Here is a 19,305-nt window from a genome sequence, read left to right on the forward strand (position 1 = left end):
TGTACATTAAAAAGGATGTATATCTTTTAGTGTTGATCATCAATAAACTCATTATGTCATTAATTCTGTAACATTTCAGGACTTTTGTCATAATATTTTCATGGTTGGTAAAAATTGTGTTAATTTAAATTTTATTACAAATTAATGACTTACTAATATTCGGCAGCTAAATTTGTCTGATAAAACCTGTGAAATGATAAAAGTGATTCAGAATCAATTTAAAAGGATATATAATACCAATCGTGCCTTTTTCATCACCTTCAGTATATGGTTTATACTGATTGCCTCTATCCTGCTTTTTGTTACGAAAAGAGAATCATTTCAGTTTATTAATAGTCATCATGCCCTATGGGCGGATATTTTCATGACATTGAACACTTTCGTTGGGGATGGGATCTGTGTGATAACCCTCGCTGTTGTGTTTTGCTTTCTGAAAAAATGGAATTTCGCCAAGGGAATTTTTGGAACTTATGTTTTTTCGGGCTTGGTATGCTGTGTTTTGAAAAGTCTATTTCATGCGGAGCGTCCGGCAGCGATGTTTAAAGGTGATCCGACATTACATGTTGTCTCTTGGTTACCTGTAGCCTACGCCAATTCCTTTCCTTCGGGGCATACAACTTCTGCATTTGCTATGGCGGCTACTGTTGCCATCATTTCCAAGGACAAAAGAATAGGTCTGTTTTGTTTTATTCTAGCAGCGTTAACAGGCTATTCCAGAATTTATTTGGGCCAACATTTCCTTGAAGATGTTGCGTTTGGATCACTATTGGGTGTAGGAACTACTTGTATTTATTTTATTCTTATGCCGATGATTTCATTTAATAAACGTCCGGTATCCAACTTTAAATTCCCTCAAACCAAACTAATAGGAGCTGTCCTTCCGGCTATGGTTAATAGGAATAGGTCAAAACAGGAACGAAGACCGTAAGGATCTTGTGGTAAAATACCAATATAAATAGCGGCGGTCAAAGACAGCTAGACACACTAAGAATATACTATCTAAAGCCAATACTGTTAGGAATTGGACTGCGGTTCCTTAAATAGGGATAATCTTCCAACCATACAAAACATAAGTAAGCCGAAGCAGGCGAAAACACCGTAGGAATAGCGAAGGCTAAAAGCTTCTGCGATATAACCGATCAACGGAGGTCCCATTAAAAAGCCAAGATAGCTAATGCTCGATACCATAGCTAAGGCCACACCCGATGGTACATTTTTGTTTTGGCCTGCAATACTATAGATAGAGGGTACATTACAGGCAACACCGATGCCCACAAGCATAAAAGCAAGGGTACATACAATAAATTGTGGAAAAACGACAGAGGCCATCATGCCTATAAACATCAAGATTCCACTATATTGTAATGTTCTTTTGCGGCCCAGCTTGCGAATCACGGCATCACCCACGAAACGGCCGATAGCCATCATGATCATAAAAGAAGCGTAGCCCACGACAACGAATTTTTCGGGAGCATGTACAATTTCCTTAAAGTAAACCCCACTCCAGTCAAACATGGCTCCCTCGGTTGCCATACTGAAAAAGCCAATGATACCCAGTTGCAAAAGACTTCCCTCCGGTTTGGAGAAGAAACTCCGCTTTTCTTTCTGCGGCGATTTTCCCGGAACCAGATACCGCTGATTAATCAATGTATTGCCAGTGACGAAAGCCAATATGATCAAGAAATGGGATAGCGTATCCAGACCAAGATTCATGGTCAGCAGTCCAACTAGCGCTCCTGTAAAACCGGCAATACTCCAGGCGCCATGGAAGGATGTCATAATAGACTTTTTATAGATCTGCTCCGTGGCTACCCCCTGTGTATTGACTGAGATGTTGCACATATTGCCTGTGACACCAAACAGGAAGAGAATAGCCCCCAGTTGCCAGGCATTTTGAGCAAAGGCGATGGAGCACAAGACCAATGCGTAAGCAATCGGTACGATACGCAATACTTTAGCGCTACCATATTTGGTAACCAACTTGCCTGAAAGAGCCATTGTCGCCAATTGACCTATAGGAAGCATCAATAGAATTGTTCCCAGTTGTCCTTCGCTCAAATGGAGGCGCTCCTTGATGACAGGAATGCGGCTAGCCCAAGATGCGAAAGCAATACCCTGACAGAAAAAGAAAAGTGATACTGCAATCCGTATGCGGCTGCGCTTATTGTAAAGATCTTCCTCTGAGAGAGTTAACGTTGCGTTCATAGTTCTTGATTTGAGGGTGCAAAGTTACGGATAAGTATTTCATTTTACGACAGGATCAATAAAGAAATTTAATAGCTCAGTTTCAACAGAAAAAATGCTCGCCAAGCTGAGCAAGAATGTAATCAGTAATTAGAGTCGCGATAATTATCTTCAAAAAACAATGCTAATTATCTTCTTTAGTTTTGTTTTCTGCGCAGGAAGGTTGCGATAATTATCTTCGCCTATTCGCTAGGACGGAGTTATTTGCTTTAAATAGTTTATTATCAGATTTCTATGTGTTTCGCATGTCTGACTCAACCAAGCTTATTGATACTAAGATCAGATGCCAAATATTGAAGGCACCCCTACTTTACATTAAATATACGAAGATGTTCAAACATGACCTATTAATATCGGGCTAAATTCAATAAAAATGTAAAATTCGCAATACTTCAATAGTTTTTCAATAACCTATTCTATTTTTGTTAAAGGCAAACAATTATTAGCCTCCTAGATATAATGATAAAAAAACTGCTTTTGAGTGCAGTTCTGGCCTATGGTGGAACTGCTTATGTTGTTGCGCAGCAACCGACATTCTTGTCTCATCCCGCGTTGACACCCGATGGGAAGGAGATGGTATTCAGTTATGAAGGTGATCTTTGGAAAGTCGCAAGCCAAGGTGGGGTTGCTGTCCGGCTTACTGGTATGGAAGGTAATGAGATCAATCCCCGAATATCCCCAGATGGCAAATGGTTAGCATTCTCGGCCAATCAAAATGGGAATATGGACGTCTATGTCATGCCCTTAGCGGGTGGAGACATCCGTCAATTGACCGCGCATGACGCCTCGGATGAAGTGGATAGCTGGAGCTGGGACAGTAAAACACTCTATTTTACTTCGACACGTTATAATCGTATGGGAGGTTACCAGGTCTCAGTAGATGGTGGTACGGCAATACGCCTATTTCCACATTTTTTTAATTATATCAGCGGGATCGTCCCTACACCGTCGGGAGAGCTGCTGTTCAACGATAGCTGGGAAGGATATAGTTCGGCAAACCGCAAGCGCTATAAAGGAGCATTCAATCCAGATATCCGTTCCTATAATCCCAAAACAAAAGCCTTTCAACAGTATACAGACTATGTTGGAAAAGATCTATGGCCAACGATAGACCAAAAAGGAACGATATATTACGTCTCGGATGAAAACAACGGCGAATACAACCTGTATCAGCTCAACGGTAAGACCAAAACAGCGCTGACAAGTTTCCCGGAATCCATTAAAAGACCCTTCGTGTCAGCAAACGGCGATAAGATCGTATTTGAAAAGGGGTATCAGCTCTATATTTACGATGTCAATGGAAAGAAAACGGTACAGCCCAATATTGCTTTAAACCGCAATCAGGTCCTCGGCAAGCTAAAGGAATTCAATATTTCGGGCAGCATCAGTAATTTTGATGTCTCACCAGATGGCAAAAAAATAGCTTTTGTATCCCGAGGAGAGCTTTTTGTTTCCGATAGCGAGGGCAAGTTTGTCCGTCAGATGTCCGGACAGGGAGAGCGCGTCATGGAGGTCAAATGGCTTAAGGATAGCAAAACCTTACTCTATAGCCAAACATTCCAAGGCTATCAAAATTGGTTTTCCCGCACTGCGGATGGAAAAGGTGAAGTGAAACAGCTGACGCAAGATCTTCGAAACAACCGTGACATTACCTTTAATGCCGACCGCACAAAAGCGGTATACCTAAGCGGCCGTGATGAGGTACGTACGTTGGATCTAGGTAGTCTCAAGAGCCAGACCGTAGTCAAAGACGAAATCTGGGGATTCCAAAATTCTACGCCCTCATTTTCGCCCGACGGCAATTATTTGCTATTTACCGCAATGCGTAATTTTGAGCAGGATATCTTTGTCCATAACCTCAAGAGTGGACAAACGACCAACCTAACCAATACCGGTGTCTCCGAGACCAGCCCCTATTGGTCGCCAGATGGCAAGTATATTTATTTTGCAAGTAATAGAACAAAGCCCTCATACCCTACCGGAATGCAAAATTCGAGCATTTTCCGTATGGCGCTGACCAATTTTGACCAACCCTATCGCAGTACGAAGTTTGATGAATTATTTGCCCAACCCACAGTAAAAAAAGATTCCGTCGCAAATAAGCCAGCAGCGCCTAAAAAAGAAAACGATGCCAAGGATAAGAGTAAGGCCAATGCGGATAAGAATAAACCGGCAGCTCCTAGTCCAGAACCAAAGAAAACCGTTTTGGTACAGCTTGATCTCGAGGGTTTGCGGGATCGTATTGAGCAGGTCAGTCCTGCATTTGGGACACAATATAGCCCTTTGGTGATCCAAAAGGCAGACAAGACCTATGTCTTCTATGGGTCTGATCATGAGGGGAAGTTCAGTGCTTATCGTACAGTTTATGAACCATTCACTGCTCCAAAAACTGAAAAAGTAATTGAAGGCGGTATGGGACAGGTACAGGAATCGGCAGGCAAGTATTTTGTGCTTAACCGTGGTATCATACAGAAATACAGCCTGGAGGGAAACAAGCTCGATGCAATAACCATGAGCTATAAATTTAATAAAGACCTGGAGAAAGAGTTTAACCAGATGTTTTATGAGACCTGGGCCAATCTGGAAGAGAATTTTTATGATCACAATTTTCATGGTGTAGACTGGACAGCAACCAAAAAGAAATACGAAAAATATCTGCCCGGCATCAACGACCGGAATGACCTGCGTATTCTCTTAAACGACATGCTGGGTGAGCTGAACTCATCACACTTGGGCTTTAGTTCAATGGGGACTGAAGAGCGCAAACCATTCGGTTTTGTGACTAACGAAATCGGCGTGGAATATGATAGCCAAAATCCTTATAAGATCAGTCGGATCGTAGGCAATGGACCTGCGACCAAGAAAGAGGTGGATATTAAACAAGGGGACGTACTGGTCGCTGTCAATGGTGTTAAATTAAATACTGCCGCAGATCGGGATAGCTATTTTACCTGGCCATCATTGGAAGAGGAAATTCAGCTGACTTTGAACCGTAATGGGAAAGAGGTTCAAACGAATGTACGACCAGCTTCCAGTACAGCTTTTAGGGAATTGATTTACGATGAATGGATCAAGGATAACCGCAGTCGTGTAGACAAACTGAGTGACAATAAGATCGCTTATTCGCACATGAAGAATATGTCGGGAGACGAACTGCAACGTTTTCTCATCGATATGGCTGAGCAGGAGAATAATAAGCAAGGTATAATCTTAGATCTGCGGTATAATACTGGAGGAAATGTACACGATGAGGTATTACGCTTTTTGTCGCAGCGCCCTTACCTACAATGGCAATATCGTGGGGGAAAGCGTGCTCCGCAGAGTAATTTTGCGCCTGCAGCCAAACCGATCGTTCTGTTAATCAATGAGCAATCGCTGAGTGATGCGGAGATGACCGCAGCGGGGTTCAAAGCATTGAAACTAGGTAAAATCATCGGTAATGAAACTTATCGCTGGATTATTTTTACCTCTGGCAAAGGATTGGTCGATGGGTCTTTTTACCGCTTACCTTCCTGGGGATGCTATACCCTAGATGGTCAGGATTTAGAGCAGACAGGTGTCGCACCGGATATTTTTGTAAAAAATACGGTGCAAGACCGTATGGAAAATAAAGATCCACAGTTGGAGCGTGCTGTGAAGGAGATTTTAGCTGATCTCAAATAATGCTGTAACAAGATTAAATGACTACAGGCTGGGGGCTACCTCCGGCCTGTAGCAGGATTACTTCGAAAGGCGATTTCGAAAAATAGCTTCCAGAGTTGAAAGCGATATTAAATATTGTGAACAGGCTGTGTCCGAAAAAGGGTCGGACACAGCCTGTTTTTTATTTTTACTTGTATTCCCCTACTAGCTCTTTATAGATATTTAAAATTATTTTATTCTACTCTTGTGGAATCTTGAATTTTTGTGCATCCCTTACCAAACATAAAGACATAGACATGGAGAAGATCATATTACAAGTAAAAGAATCTTGCACAGCAGATTGGGGTAAAATGACACCACAGGAGCAGGGACGTTTTTGTGGCAAATGTGAAAAGGTAGTCGTTGATTTCTCGGAGATGAGCGATCAGGAAATTGTAGATCAGATCAAAAAATCCAGTAAAGGGCTTTGTGGCCGGTTTTATGAAGATCAGCTGCTGCGTGAACTGGATGCCAGTGTTTCCTTTGCAAAAAATCCGATATGGCGCAATAGATGGAGCGGTATTGCTGCGGGTCTGATGCTGATCGGTTCATTGAGCTTTCCTATGGCACAGGCGCAGACTGCCACGACCGCTCAAGGGATTACTGTACAATCAAACGAAAAAGGTGTAAAGCCCGCCGGGAAACAAATAAATCCAAACTATCGTGTCAATAACAAGACGACTGGAAAAGTGATGGTGGTACAATTGAAAGGAAAGAGTGCAGGTAAATCTGTTGGGAAAAAAATAGATTCAAACCATCGTGTTAATAATAAACAGGTATCATCTGGTCAAGATAGCAGTAAGGTAAAGATCGCCGGAAAAATTGTCTGCGCTTCTGCTGGGGAAAGTATGAAGGGTACCAATGTGACCATAGGAAACTACCATACACAGGCTGATGAAAAAGGTAATTTTGAACTTTGGGTACAGCAATCGCTCCTGAATAAGGATCAGGAACTTCGAGCAGAGATGATCGGTTATCGAACTGTTGTCATCCCATTGAAAAAAGGAGCTAAAACAGCGATAAACAAGCCGATTGTGATGGAGGTTAGACCGATGATCATGGGAAAGATCGTTGCTCCTATGAAGCAAGAGGATATACCTACGATGAATAAATATTAGTGTATGCTGTATTACCATCATCAAATTGCTTGAGCGCCATTTCACGAGGAATTATGTGAAAGTGGATATCTTTTTTAGAGGCTCTGTAAGCATGGAGTGGCGCTAATACCCCCATATGTTGATCCCTCCCACGGTTTGTTCGCGAAAAATTTTAAATCCGTTAATGTCGTTTATGTTGATGATGATCAGCAAGCTTTTCTTGCAGCTTATCAGGATATATCGAGTATGTATATGCCGAATCAGGACTTCGCTTAGGAGATTTTCGAGAGTTATCGCATGTGATATGAATTTTTAAAACCGGTGTATGAACGTACATCAAAAGCGATCGAAGCAATGACGTCAAAAATGAAAGATAAAGAATAAAAAATCTCCTTTTATACTTGACTTTCTCTTCGGTGAATCTTACATTTGATTTATCGAATGACTTCGTAGCTCAGTTGGTAGAGCAACAGACTCTTAATCTGTGGGTCCTGAGTTCGAGCCTCAGCGGGGTCACTTTCAGAAAAGCCGTTTTACGTAAGTAGGACGGTTTTTTTGTTCCATACGATCCAATAGAATCAAGACAAGAAGTGCAATTCACTTGCAACCTTCATATTAAATAAAGAATATTCGGTTAAGTTCTAATGGCGTAATACGGCTGTATCATGGATATCAAATGATTTGATAAGTCCAGACGCCTGAAAGGAAACTCGGACACCAACAATCTTTCCGATTCCAGTAAGAAACAATCCCTGATAGGCGAGTTTGTCATTCAGCTCTATCTTAATCTTCCCCGCATTGGATATGCATTTGACTGATACAGGTGAAGAGAAGTCGACTCCAAAAGCAGATAGATTGTTGGTAGCTCCTTCCAATAATTGCTCCCCAATCCACAATTGGAGTTCTCCGACACAGCCTGGTTTGGAGAGTGGAATCATAATTATTCCATCTGTTCCTAAGAGTGTTATTCCGCTTTGTTGACAAGGCACATTAAGTTGTCGATATGTATTCTGAATGGCCAGGGATAAAGTGAAATTTTTACTGTCGATATTCCATCCCCTGGAAACCTGTGTTAATACAAATTCTGGTATTTCGGAATTGTAGTTATTGGTATTTTGTGGTAAATCCTGTTGCTTCAGACCCTGCCAGTCTCCATGATCAATCATTTCCTTGGGCAGATATATTGGGACAGGTTCCTTCGTTATGAATCCCATCCAATCTTCGGATTCTATAAAAATATCATGCTCTTTAACAATCGAGTCATTGAGGACCAATTTTGCCCGGTAATATCCCGGACGGTAATAGGTACTGGCATGTTCGTGACGGTTTTTATCAACTTTTACCCTTCTTTTTGAATCCCAGTTTTGTTGAATAAAGACACTGTCTGCATTGGAATGGCTTGCATCGTACTCGAATATGACTGTATTGGGTACCCCTGTTGTTACAGGTTTACTACTAAAGCTGATTTTACGATAGGATAATTCATTCCTTGATTTTCCTCGAAATCTATTGACCCCTATCAGAAATCCTGTTAATATTAGCAGGATAAGACAGCCATATACTATTTTAGCACGAGGTCCTCTCTTGCGCTCTTCTTTATTGTTTTGATCAGTGATTGGGATGGAAGATATCAGTGAGCGCCAATTGGAGAATCCCGAAAATTTGGCTAAAGCATCTAATGTGCTTAAATTGGGATTGCTATTGTATTGTACCTTTCCCCAGATTCTTTTGAGGGTGCTTGTGCTGAGGACAACATTGGTTTCCTTATAAATCAATTCACTCAGGTTATCAAAATCCTGCGATTGCCAACCTGCGCTACTTCCCCACCCGACTTTTTCTTCGATGAGTTCCTTGCATTTGTTTATATGGTGTTGATTTTCAGTCATATTTAATCAAGATTAAACTTGCACAGATTTGAACAAGCCATGAATTCAGGATATATCCATTGCGAACTATCTTTATCAAAGTATATTTTGCAATGCCTAATATAAACATCAAATCTTTTAACAATATGATTAAATTTAAAATTACATGCTGCTTGTGTTTACTCTTTTCTTTGCTGTCTATAGCATCAGGACAGGAGCCCGTCAAAACAAATTTATCTTTGGATAATTTATGTCCGGTCAACAGGACAGTAACCGTAGAAAAGGACAGTACAGGAACACCTGTCTTACATATTAATGGTCGGCCCAATGCTGGTATCGCATGGATAAAAGATAGTTCTTTTAAAAATGGTTATATCGAATTCGATGTCAGAGGAAAAGACCTGTTGCAACAGAGCTTTGTGGGGATAGCATTTCACGGAGTTAATGATACAACTTATGAAGCCGTATATTTCCGACCATTTAATTTTTATGCAACGGATCCGATAAGAAAGAAGCATGCGGTACAATATATCGCGCTACCGACCAATGACTGGCCCCATCTGAGAGAGCAATTTCCAGACAAATACGAAGCGCCCATAACATCTGTGGTGGATCCTAACGATTGGTTTCATGTAAAGCTCCTTGTAGTCGGACAAACGATCAAAATTTATTTTAATTCGGATACTACCCCAGTATTTGAAGTTCAATCTTTACATGGAAAATCCGATGGAAAAGTGGGATTTTGGACGGGACATACATCGGATGGTGACTTTAAAAATCTAACTATTACTGCTAAAAATTAAAAGCATGAAGCTGTTGACACAAGGGCTAATCTCATAAAAACTACCTTCTTGTTACTTAATTCAGAAGATTTATTCCGTAAATTTGTCCTGGAGGCAACAAGCTTATGGAAAATAAGAAGATTTCGATATTGTATGTTGACGACGAGGAAAATAATCTATTTTCCTTTAAAGCGACATTCCGGTTAAAATATGAGGTGTTTACGGCTATAAATGGCGCCGAAGCAATAGAACTTGTCAAAAACAACCCCATTGATATCATTATCACGGACCAGCGGATGCCAGAAATGACGGGTGTGGAGTTTTTGGAAGAAATCATAAAAATTGATGCGGCTCCAATGCGCATCCTTTTAACAGGGTATGCCGATATGGCTGCGGTGGTCGATGCCGTCAATAAAGGGAAGATATTTCATTACCTCAATAAACCCTGGAGTGAGAAAGAGCTAGATCAAACAATTCAACGTGCTTATGAAGTGTATACTGAGCGGCAAAAAATAATTGAAACAAATGCGCTGCTAGAAACCTCTAATGATCAATTGGAATTTATGCTACGTCAGAAGCTGCTATCCTAAAAACTGATTTTTTTGGATAGCAGATTTTATTTGCTCGGTATTCTAACCGTAAATGTTGTTCCTGTATTTGGTGGCGATTGCACATCGATTGACCCCTTTAGCTTAAGCAGGGCGTTCTGTACATTATATAAGCCAAATCCCATTCCTTTGGCCTGATCACTGCCTCTAAAGAATAACTTGAAAATATCACCGATATGTTCGGGAGAAATTCCAATACCATTATCACTCACGACAATAGTAGCATGTTTGTCAGATACATCGACCGATAATTTGACAAATGGATTCGTCTGCTCTTTTTGCTGATATTTAAAAGCATTGGATAGTAGGTTGTGCAAGATTAATTCCAGTATGGCTTTATCACAATGAAATGGCTCTTTCTGCTCCACATGAATATCAAATGTTACATCCTTATTTTGTGTGTACATTTTATAGAATTGTCTAACATTGCCGAAAAGTTCATCAAAATTAATTTCAGAGAGCATGAGCTCACCTCTCCGCAACAGATAGTAGTCCCTTAGACTATCAATGTAGGCATCCAGACTGACCAAGGAACTATCCATCAAGGTAAGCAACTCGTGGATGCGGTCTATGTTGTTAAATTCTAGTCCTAGTTTTACCGCAGAGAGTACACCAGTTAAGGGATCACGTAAATCATGACTCACACTATATGCAAACTTATCGAGCTCATCGTATGCTTTCTGCAATTCTTGGTTCTTTGTCTCCAATAATGAATTTGCGACATAAAATTTATTCGCCTCTTCGATCGCAGAGATAATTTCTTCACCCATCCAGGGTTTGCGAACGAACCGAAATATATGCCCCTTATTGATCGCATCTATAACCGTATCCATGTCTGCATAGGCGGTCAATAGAATACGGATTGGCTTAGGATAATCTTTTTTGATGCGGTGGAGAAAATCTATTCCCAGTTCCCCAGGCATACGCTGATCACAAAAGATCACACGGATATCCGGGTTGGAAAGAAGTATTTTTTCGGCTTCGGCAGTATTTGATGCGGTATGAATGACATAGTCGTATCTAAAATTTGCTTTAAAACCAACCAAGTTATTTGCTTCATCATCAATATATAATATTTCAATCTCCGTCTGCATAATTTTTATAATCTGGTTTTTTTCCAAAATGAACGAAATTAATGATAATTTATCGAATTCATTGGGTTTACTTTGGCATCAATTTGTTTGTTGTACAGGAATGTGTAATGTAAAAGCTGTTCCCTCTCCTATTTCTGATTCTACAATAATCTTACCATGATGTTTTGCAATAGTATTATAGGCAATAGACATGCCTAGTCCTGTTCCTTCACCTACATCTTTTGTCGTAAAAAAGGGTTCAAAAATTCGGTCTCGAATGTTTTCTGGGATGCCGATACCGTTGTCTGCTATTTTAACATAAATAGCGGATTGATCAGCTGTAAGCCCCGTTTCAATACTTAGTTTCCCTCCACTTTTCCCACCGAATTTTTTGCCTATGGCATACACTGCGTTAGTGATAATATTCAGAAATACCTGATTCAGTTTTCCGGCATGGCATTCGATCTTTGGTAGATTTTCAAGATGTTTTTCTACTTCTATCGAATTGTTTATTAGGTTGTTAAGTATTATCATAGTGGACGTCAGGCCTTCATTGATATCCGCAAATTTTAAGGTGTCTTCGTCGACACGAGAAAAGATACGTAAACTTTTTACAATTTCTGCTGTTCGATGAGCACCTTCGTCCATTCCTTTCAATAGATAATCTACTTCGGTCTTCAGATATCCAATATCCAAATCATCTTTAAATTTTTTGATCTGTGACTGTTTTTCACTATCGGAAAGGCCCGTAGTAAATGCAATGCGCTCAACTTCGTCCAGTGTTTCCCAGATCATCTTGATGTCGCGCTTTAGTGGGGCGACATTGGAAGTGACAAAGTTGATCGGGTTATTTATCTCATGAGCTACTCCTGCAGTCAATTGCCCTAAAGAAGCCATTTTTTCGGCTTCGACAAGCTGTGACTGGGCTTCTTTCAGATGTGCCAATGTTATTTGTAGCGACTCATTGGATTCTTTTAGTTCATGTGTCCGTTCATCTACCTTTTGTTCTAACACCGTATTCTGCTCACGGATAAGTTGCTCATTTTCCAGAGAGATAGCCAATTCTCGTTGTTGGGACTCTTCTTTTTCCTGTTTAAGTATATTGATACTGTATGCCAGACCAAAAGAAAGTAAAGCCATTTCGATAACTGAGGCAATTTGTACCGAATTGCTCGTAAAGTTGTTATAGTCTAATATCCCATAGTCTTTTAATAAAAATACTACGGATCCCAATAATAGAACAGTCCAGCCATAGACAAAGTATTTCGCCGGCCTATATCCGCTGATCATGATGCGGTAGGATAGATAGAGGACAAATAATGAACCTATACCAGTGGTCACTTGCATCACAAAAAATGCGGGCTGTGTCCGATTGAACAATGCGAGGATGGTACCAAGGGCAAATAATACGATAAAGATCGTGATTATCCGTTTTGATCGAGGAGCATTCTTCTCTAATTGGAGAAATGAACCTGCGAAGAGAAGGGCGTTAAGTCCAGACAAACAGCCGAAAATAATCGGACCTTTGGTCGCAAAATAAGGCCAGTTAGGCCATAAATATTGAAAACTATAGCCTTTGATACCCATTTGAGTGATCCCTGCACAAACAACATATAGGACATAATAGAGGTAGCCCTTGTCCCGAACAGAAAAAAACAGAAAAAGGTTGTATATCGCCATAATGAATACGATACCAATATAAATACCACTAAGGAGGCTATCGCTATTCATCTGCGCCATAAATTTGCGTTCGCTACTTAAGTAGATCGGCAATATAATTTGCTCGATACTTTTAATGCGGAGAAAAAAGGTCTTTTCCGACTGACAGTGCAGATGAATGTCAAACACATAATTGGGAACTTTATATTTTCTGATCGAAAAATTCTGATGTTCTCCCAGTTTAATGGATTGATATGTGCCATTCTCATTAGGACTATATAGTTCAATCTCATCCAGCAATGGATAGGCGATTTCCAGAAGAAGATCTAAATCTTGTTTGGTATTATTTTTAACAGGTAGACGCAACCAGATGGCATTGGGCGATGTCCCTAGGTTAGGCACCTCACTGTTCAGCGGTTGAAAGGTCGATGATGATGAAACTGTTGAAAAATCTGAGGTTTCGGGGCCTGTATAGCGCTCGAGCATATGACCAATCAGCAACCGTTGCCCAGATTGATCAATAGTGAGCTGGGCGCGTGATGGTAGGCTTGCGAGAATAAAAATACAGATCAGGAAAAACCAGCACTTCATCTTTAGGATACTATTTTTTTGCTTGTGCGATTACTAAATTCATGGAGACTAAAAAGCAGCCCGATTCATCCAATTGGTTTAATGTGAGCTGAAAATTGTCGTATTCGGTTTGACTTAATTTACCTTTTTCAAACATTTCCAACAGTATCTTGTCCAGAAATAAATAACGGTTGGCTTCTTCTCTGGAGCTTGTAACCATATTGAATGTTTGTAGTTGAACCTGTTGAAATCCATTTGCAAGGAGATCAGCCGTTAGCTTATTGCCTGCCCAACCATTATTGACCTTCTCTTCGGTCAAGTAATGACATATCTTGGCCTCTATCTCAACATGTTGTGTGTAGAAAGTCAGGCTATTCCAGATTGTCTCCACAATGACCAACGGTTGCTCTTTGCGCAATATGCGATAGACCTCCTGAAACATGTTTTGTGGAGCTGTTAGATGCTGAACAAGACGTTCCATCCGTATGCCTGAAACGCTTTCATTCTCGAAACCGAGCTGATACACCTCGCCCTGTACGAAATTGACGTTGCTGAGGTCCTTACTGCCTGACTTGGCATGATCAATCAATGTTGCATCATGGTCAATGCCAATGACCTGTACATTGCTGCCTAACATATTTGCAAGGTTAACAGCGTCCATCCCGGTACCGCAGCCCAAATCGGCAACGAGCCCTTCTTTGATGGTGTTAAAAGGGCTATAGGAATGTATTTTTAGTTGCTTGAGAAAGCCTCCGGTATCCTGTAAATAACCGGCGCTATAGTGTTTAGTATCCATTACAAAATATTTAGATTACGATGATCTACTTGGAGATCTGCCGATGTATGTTTCAAATTTTTTATGACTTCGTCGAGATCCCAACGATCTAAATTGGGAATATCTATTTGATAGTGAATTTCAATCTCTTTATTTCGCAAGGTTTCTATCCTGACAATATTGGAATTGTTTCGGAGCGAAAATATTGCCTCCTTGTTTTCTTGATCAGCTTCGGTTAATGTGTCCAGATTTCTCATGATCATAACCGTTGCCAATAAATCCAATTTGGGATAGTAAAAAGTCCCATTGTTACCAACGCTGGTATCTCTTCGATAACCGACGCTCTCGGCCAGTTTTACTGTATATGGAGCGCATAGTGCAAACAGTGACTTGATCCCGATCTGTGTACTGATTGCTGCTCCGGCCCTTGTAAGGAAGATACTGCCGATGCCATATCCCGCGATCTCACGGGAATTCCATAGGCCACAGCCTTCTCCCGTACCATGTAGTGCGTAGTCGTAAACTAAATCGTAGACACGTGCATCCATAGCACCAGTAGCCTGTTCTATCGGTAGTGGCTCACTTCCTCCGGCAGCATGTATTCGAACACCTCCATATACCTTCTCACCATCAAGTGACTCTACAATAAGTACAAATGATGCCGGATTATACATCCAGTCATTTTTGGATGAAGTAACTTTCTTGACACCTATTGCTGTCAAGACATGGGCGTGCCCTTCTATAAAACGTTCACAGGTCTTAGGATCGTCGATAGCACGAAATGCTCTCAGTCTAACTACCGGACGTCCATCGTTGAATAATAATGCCACCGAAATGCTTTAATTTATCGTTGAAACACAAAACTAATCAATAAAAAGCAAAGCTGTTTATAGGTTTATCAAATAAACAGCTTTATGATCTGCCTTTTACAAAAAGAGTATCGGTTCTGTCTTTGGCTGTTCAGTGAGAAATTTTTGGAGGGGGGTAGCGGCAGTGTAAACTCTCTAAGTGAATTACCAAAACAACGAGTACGTCTGCCATGGCACATCTTCGATAGGGTTGGGTTGGGTTGGGTTGGGTTGGGTTGGGTTGGGTTTTTCGGGACATAGGTTTCGTAAAACGGCGTGTTGTAATTGTGAAAATTAGCTTGAAAATCTCAGCGCGACTGAAAAGTACGATATGAAATGATGAAATTTTAGTAAATTGTCGCTGATTATGATCAATTTAACTTTATGGTTAAGGCAGGGGCAGCAAGTCATTCCGGGGATATTTTCACTTCGGACATCGCTGCGTTATGCTTTTTTGCTGGGAGTATCCTGTTATCTTTTTTTAATTATTTTTCAACCTTTTGGAACTTACAATTTCGAAGATTCTAGCAAGTACCTACTATTAGCCGGTTATGGAGGTATTTTCGCTTTTTCTTACCTATTAATTTCTGCCTTCCTGTCCAATGGGAAGGAATGGACGGTAAGAAAAGAATGCCTACGTATGCTGTTGGTGTATATATCAGCTTCAATGTTGAATTTTTTATACAATAGTAGTATTGTTAGTCAGGTACCCATGCAATGGATTAACTTGCTATATATGGGGCTTTATACCCTATCACTCTATGTGCCAATTGGGCTGATCTATTTTTTAACAATCACATATACGAATAGGGCTAAAACGACTGTGCCCGTCGCGAACTCAGCTTCTCTGAAATCAGCACCTTCGGTTTCGGTACAGGCGAGCTTATCTGAACAATCCAACAACATCTCCCAAAATCCCACTTCTCCGACACCGAAGTGTTTAACGAATCAGTTTACTGTTATTTCCGAATATAATACTATTGTTAGTCTTCCCAATGGGAGTCAAAGGATAGATTTTGGGAGGCAAGATTTTATATTTGCCAAATCCATGGATAATTATTGCATAGTCTATTTTTACGAAGGTAAAAAGGTGAAAAAGGAGATCGTGCGTATTACGCTAGGGAAGCTAGCCGAGCTGCTGGCGGGTGCAAACATCCACCGCTGCCATAGATCATATCTGGTTAACCTTGATAAGGTACTGAGCAAAGAGGGCAATGCACAAGGATTTGTATTGCGTTTCGGAGATATGGACGAGTATGCTTTGGTATCCCGTTCGATGCTTCATTCGGTAAAATCCTACTTACTGAACTAATCTTGTTTAATTAATTCTAAGGTGCTGTTTACCATTCGTCCCTAATCTTTGCCATTCGCCACTTATTTTTGTCTTTTGTTGAACTGAAATTTAGTTTTGTCCCAAAAAATTATGAATCGTACAAATTTCAATTTATTTGTTTTGTTTTTGTTTTTCGGAATCTATTTTGTTTTGGATCAATTATTCTTTGCAACAGTTCAGACCAAAATGACCACCCTCCTTCACAACAGAACCTTGGGTCATATGTCAACCTATGCACTTAGCTTACCCCCCCTGCTTATAGGAGCGTTTTTACTTCGCCCAAAAGATCAGGATACCATGGTTTCTAAATTTGGTTTAAATGGATCATTCCTATTGGGGCTATCTATCAGCGGGTTGGCAACACTCCCGATGTTTATCGGGTATGCATTTAAGTTTTCTTTAATCGAGCAGCCCGAATTCAATTCTTTGATGATTAATACCCTCTCTGCGGGATTGTTTGAAGAACTTATCTTTAGGGCTTACTTTTTTGGTCTAGTTTATCGGTACACTCGCTTGGGTTTTATTCCTGCTATTCTGTCAACTTCGTTCGTATTTGCCTTATTGCATCTATATCAAAGTCAAGATCCGATGGAATTGGCGCTCATTTTTACGACAACATTTTTAGGATCGGTATTGTTTGCCTGGTTGTATACCGAGTGGAAGTTTAATCTCTGGGTTCCGATTGCTTTACATATCTTGATGAATCTGGCTTGGATGCTCTTTGATGTCGATGATAACGCCGCAGGGAACTGGTACGCGAATATCTTCCGCTTTTTGACGATTGCGATTGTTATTACATACACAGTAATTAGAGCAAAAAGAGTGTATGGCGGTCTTCAGGTAAATCGAAAGACACTTTGGCGAAAATGCTAGATTTATTGTGGATGAAAAAGACCATAATTACGATAGCCGCTACTCAAATAGCGTTGAATCTAGCTTGTTGGCTTTTTGATATTTATATTGGGAGGTAAGAACCCCTGAATACCAGTATTTTTTTTGGCACAGGAATCGCTATCTTCACCCTTATGAAAAGACTGCTATTTTTACTCCTGTGTATACTAGTCGGTGGGACTATTTCCATGGGAATCTCAGGCTGTGGTGACGGAGCGAAAAAGACGGATACCCAAAAGGGAGATTCTACTCAGGTGGATTCGGTTACGGTCAAGAATACTGCCGTAACGGAGAAATTTCCTCCATTGCCGATCAACTATGATCAGACAAAGGTATTGAAAAACCTCTATGTGATTGACCGTGCTGGTGTGGTGTTGCGTCAGGGGGCGGACGAAAGTGCTCCTACACTTGGAAAGTATCCTTATGGTACAAAACTGGATGTAATCGGTGAGGAAGGAGAGTGGATTGCTGTGATGGATCGTGTTCAACGGGATTATAAAGGGGCTAACGGCGAAGCTAATGATGTAACACGATGGGAAAAAGTATATGTGGCCAAATCTAAATTGGGCAAGCAGGATAAAATCACAATATCGCCCAAGGATTTAAATATCATTGTCTCGCAGACGGTGAACGGAAAAGAAAGCTATTACGAAAAAGGGCATCCATTGGATAAATATCTTCTTGTGGAATTAATAGATGAACAGACTTTTTTAGCGGCCCGAAATACGGCAAAAAATTATATGATCAAGGATACACTGTCCTATACTAAAAATGGCAAGATCCTGGAGTTGCCGCTAGAAAATGGGAAAAAGCTGACTTTTACAGATAAAGATATTGACAATGAGTTGGAATCTATGTATTCGTACATGGGGCATTACGATTTCCTGAATGCCTTTGCTGTTGCGGGAAACTATTGGGAAAGTGCTGATGTACGCCTTTTTGACCGAAAGGACGGTCATCTTATCGTGGAATGTGGTGATTATCCGTTCTTTTCTGCTGACAAAAAATACTTGATGGCTTTCCATGCTGATCCCTATGAATCGACAGGTGACCTGCAACTCTTCCACGTGAAACAAGGGAAAGTAATACCGATGATTTCGGTAAGTTTTAAAGAATGGATGCCGACCTGGAAAGAGGAACTGCTATTTTGGGGTAAAGATGGACATATATATACCGCAGCAAACCATATTAATGGTTATTGGGGAGAAGAAGGTGCCCTGAGTGAAAGGTCTCAATTTATCAGAATTAAGCTGCTTGAACATTAAAATAAGGTCATTTTCCGAATTAATTTGATGGTATAAAGCTGTGTTGGAACTATTTTCTGTTTTAAGTAAAACTATTCCAGAGCGCGCCTGTTGTATTCCATAAAATAGATTATAGTTTGTAATTTAGCTGGATGAAACTAAAAATACTATCGTTAATTGCTGCACTATGTTGTTCATTTTCGCTAGTAAAGGCTCAGAAGAAGCCTTTACAGGAGCATAATAGATGGATCTGGGGCCCTTCTGTGGGGTATCAATATCAGAGCGGAAATTTCCTAAAAGTTTCAGGCTGGGGCCTATTTGCGCCAAACGACTTTCAGTATATGAAAATAGATGCTGGTGCCAATTTTAGCTGGATGGAAAATAAAACGACGGTAATTCCGGAAGTAGGGTTTACTTATTACCTGAATGACTTTGTCCTTTTCCCATTTGTCAAAGCTGAATTGACACCCTATACCATTACTCCTAAAGTTGGAGCGAGTTTGTTTTCAATTGTCGACTTGGGTATAGGCTATGGATTCGATTATAATACAAAGAAAAATTTCAAGCCAATAGATGGTTTCACGGTATCTGTAGGTGTGAATATACCATTGAATTTTCATATCTATTAAATGATG

The 19,305-nt window shown here is 40.5% G+C and carries 15 protein-coding genes and 1 tRNA gene; 10 read left to right on the forward strand and 6 right to left on the reverse strand.

Annotated features, from left to right (window positions below):
• Positions 1–193: 193 nt before the first annotated feature.
• The gene (locus AC07UV_RS21445; RefSeq protein WP_495185226.1) at positions 194–928 is read left to right on the forward strand and encodes a phosphatase PAP2 family protein; all 735 of its coding nucleotides are present in this window, start codon (positions 194–196) and stop codon (positions 926–928) included.
• 86 nt (positions 929–1,014) lie between these two features.
• On the opposite strand, the gene AC07UV_RS21450 is transcribed toward AC07UV_RS21445, so the two are convergent.
• Positions 1,015–2,205 carry an MFS transporter gene (locus AC07UV_RS21450; protein ID WP_495185227.1) on the reverse strand — a complete coding sequence of 397 codons (1,191 nt, stop codon included), beginning with the start codon at positions 2,203–2,205 and terminating at the stop codon, positions 1,015–1,017.
• Positions 2,206–2,703: 498 nt separating this feature from the next.
• On the opposite strand from AC07UV_RS21450, the gene AC07UV_RS21455 reads away from it, so the two are divergent.
• From AC07UV_RS21455 to AC07UV_RS21465, 3 genes are all read left to right on the forward strand, one after another.
• Positions 2,704–5,907 (forward strand): S41 family peptidase, encoded by a 3,204-nt coding sequence (locus AC07UV_RS21455; protein WP_495185228.1) that lies wholly within the window; start codon positions 2,704–2,706, stop codon positions 5,905–5,907.
• Between the two features lie 275 nt (positions 5,908–6,182).
• Positions 6,183–7,043, forward strand: a complete 861-nt coding sequence (locus AC07UV_RS21460; RefSeq protein ID WP_495185229.1) for a peptidase associated/transthyretin-like domain-containing protein — start codon at positions 6,183–6,185, stop codon at positions 7,041–7,043.
• Between the two features lie 422 nt (positions 7,044–7,465).
• A tRNA-Lys gene (locus AC07UV_RS21465) sits at positions 7,466–7,538 on the forward strand.
• Positions 7,539–7,663: 125 nt separating this feature from the next.
• Here the strand turns inward: AC07UV_RS21465 and AC07UV_RS21470 are convergent.
• On the reverse strand, positions 7,664–8,908 hold the full coding sequence (locus tag AC07UV_RS21470; RefSeq protein WP_495185230.1) for a hypothetical protein: 1,245 nt from the start codon (positions 8,906–8,908) through the stop codon (positions 7,664–7,666).
• 218 nt (positions 8,909–9,126) lie between these two features.
• On the opposite strand from AC07UV_RS21470, the gene AC07UV_RS21475 reads away from it, so the two are divergent.
• Complete coding sequence (locus tag AC07UV_RS21475) at positions 9,127–9,690, forward strand: hypothetical protein (RefSeq protein WP_495185231.1); 564 nt, start codon at positions 9,127–9,129, stop codon at positions 9,688–9,690.
• A 104-nt stretch (positions 9,691–9,794) separates the two neighbouring features.
• Positions 9,795–10,259 (forward strand): response regulator, encoded by a 465-nt coding sequence (locus AC07UV_RS21480; protein ID WP_495185232.1) that lies wholly within the window; start codon positions 9,795–9,797, stop codon positions 10,257–10,259.
• A 26-nt stretch (positions 10,260–10,285) separates the two neighbouring features.
• Here AC07UV_RS21480 and AC07UV_RS21485 read toward each other — a convergent pair whose 3' ends face one another.
• The 4 genes from AC07UV_RS21485 to AC07UV_RS21500 form a co-directional block, all read right to left on the reverse strand.
• The gene (locus tag AC07UV_RS21485) at positions 10,286–11,371 is read right to left on the reverse strand and encodes an ATP-binding protein (protein ID WP_495185233.1); all 1,086 of its coding nucleotides are present in this window, start codon (positions 11,369–11,371) and stop codon (positions 10,286–10,288) included.
• A 78-nt stretch (positions 11,372–11,449) separates the two neighbouring features.
• Complete coding sequence (locus AC07UV_RS21490; RefSeq protein ID WP_495185234.1) at positions 11,450–13,600, reverse strand: sensor histidine kinase; 2,151 nt, start codon at positions 13,598–13,600, stop codon at positions 11,450–11,452.
• 10 nt (positions 13,601–13,610) lie between these two features.
• Positions 13,611–14,375: a methyltransferase domain-containing protein gene (locus AC07UV_RS21495; RefSeq protein WP_495185235.1), complete on the reverse strand. Its 765-nt coding sequence runs from the start codon at positions 14,373–14,375 to the stop codon at positions 13,611–13,613.
• Positions 14,375–15,184 (reverse strand): hypothetical protein, encoded by an 810-nt coding sequence (locus AC07UV_RS21500; protein ID WP_495185236.1) that lies wholly within the window; start codon positions 15,182–15,184, stop codon positions 14,375–14,377. The genes AC07UV_RS21495 and AC07UV_RS21500 overlap by 1 nt, the downstream gene beginning before the upstream one ends.
• A 385-nt stretch (positions 15,185–15,569) precedes the next feature.
• On the opposite strand from AC07UV_RS21500, the gene AC07UV_RS21505 reads away from it, so the two are divergent.
• From AC07UV_RS21505 to AC07UV_RS21520, 4 genes are all read left to right on the forward strand, one after another.
• Positions 15,570–16,514: a LytTR family transcriptional regulator DNA-binding domain-containing protein gene (locus tag AC07UV_RS21505; RefSeq protein WP_495185237.1), complete on the forward strand. Its 945-nt coding sequence runs from the start codon at positions 15,570–15,572 to the stop codon at positions 16,512–16,514.
• Between the two features lie 111 nt (positions 16,515–16,625).
• Positions 16,626–17,408: a CPBP family intramembrane glutamic endopeptidase gene (locus AC07UV_RS21510; RefSeq protein ID WP_495185238.1), complete on the forward strand. Its 783-nt coding sequence runs from the start codon at positions 16,626–16,628 to the stop codon at positions 17,406–17,408.
• A 152-nt stretch (positions 17,409–17,560) separates the two neighbouring features.
• Positions 17,561–18,691 carry an SH3 domain-containing protein gene (locus AC07UV_RS21515; protein WP_282251508.1) on the forward strand — a complete coding sequence of 377 codons (1,131 nt, stop codon included), beginning with the start codon at positions 17,561–17,563 and terminating at the stop codon, positions 18,689–18,691.
• A 131-nt stretch (positions 18,692–18,822) separates the two neighbouring features.
• The gene (locus AC07UV_RS21520; RefSeq protein ID WP_495185239.1) at positions 18,823–19,299 is read left to right on the forward strand and encodes a hypothetical protein; all 477 of its coding nucleotides are present in this window, start codon (positions 18,823–18,825) and stop codon (positions 19,297–19,299) included.
• Positions 19,300–19,305: the final 6 nt, after the last annotated feature.

The sequence above is a fragment of the Sphingobacterium sp. GW821-FHT03E03 genome (assembly GCF_059420745.1).

Bases quoted from the DNA above. Each gene is read 5' to 3' on its own strand.
- AC07UV_RS21480 (WP_495185232.1), top strand. From the start codon at position 9,795: ATGGAAAATAAGAAGATTTCGATATTGTATGTTGACGACGAGGAAAAT.
- AC07UV_RS21470 (WP_495185230.1), bottom strand. From the start codon at position 8,908: ATGACTGAAAATCAACACCATATAAACAAATGCAAGGAACTCATCGAA.
- AC07UV_RS21455 (WP_495185228.1), top strand. From the start codon at position 2,704: ATGATAAAAAAACTGCTTTTGAGTGCAGTTCTGGCCTATGGTGGAACT.
- AC07UV_RS21520 (WP_495185239.1), top strand. From the start codon at position 18,823: ATGAAACTAAAAATACTATCGTTAATTGCTGCACTATGTTGTTCATTT.
- AC07UV_RS21485 (WP_495185233.1), bottom strand. From the start codon at position 11,371: ATGCAGACGGAGATTGAAATATTATATATTGATGATGAAGCAAATAAC.
- AC07UV_RS21505 (WP_495185237.1), top strand. From the start codon at position 15,570: ATGATCAATTTAACTTTATGGTTAAGGCAGGGGCAGCAAGTCATTCCG.
- AC07UV_RS21510 (WP_495185238.1), top strand. From the start codon at position 16,626: ATGAATCGTACAAATTTCAATTTATTTGTTTTGTTTTTGTTTTTCGGA.
- AC07UV_RS21450 (WP_495185227.1), bottom strand. From the start codon at position 2,205: ATGAACGCAACGTTAACTCTCTCAGAGGAAGATCTTTACAATAAGCGC.
- AC07UV_RS21445 (WP_495185226.1), top strand. From the start codon at position 194: ATGATAAAAGTGATTCAGAATCAATTTAAAAGGATATATAATACCAAT.
- AC07UV_RS21490 (WP_495185234.1), bottom strand. From the start codon at position 13,600: ATGAAGTGCTGGTTTTTCCTGATCTGTATTTTTATTCTCGCAAGCCTA.
- AC07UV_RS21460 (WP_495185229.1), top strand. From the start codon at position 6,183: ATGGAGAAGATCATATTACAAGTAAAAGAATCTTGCACAGCAGATTGG.
- AC07UV_RS21515 (WP_282251508.1), top strand. From the start codon at position 17,561: ATGAAAAGACTGCTATTTTTACTCCTGTGTATACTAGTCGGTGGGACT.
- AC07UV_RS21495 (WP_495185235.1), bottom strand. From the start codon at position 14,375: ATGGATACTAAACACTATAGCGCCGGTTATTTACAGGATACCGGAGGC.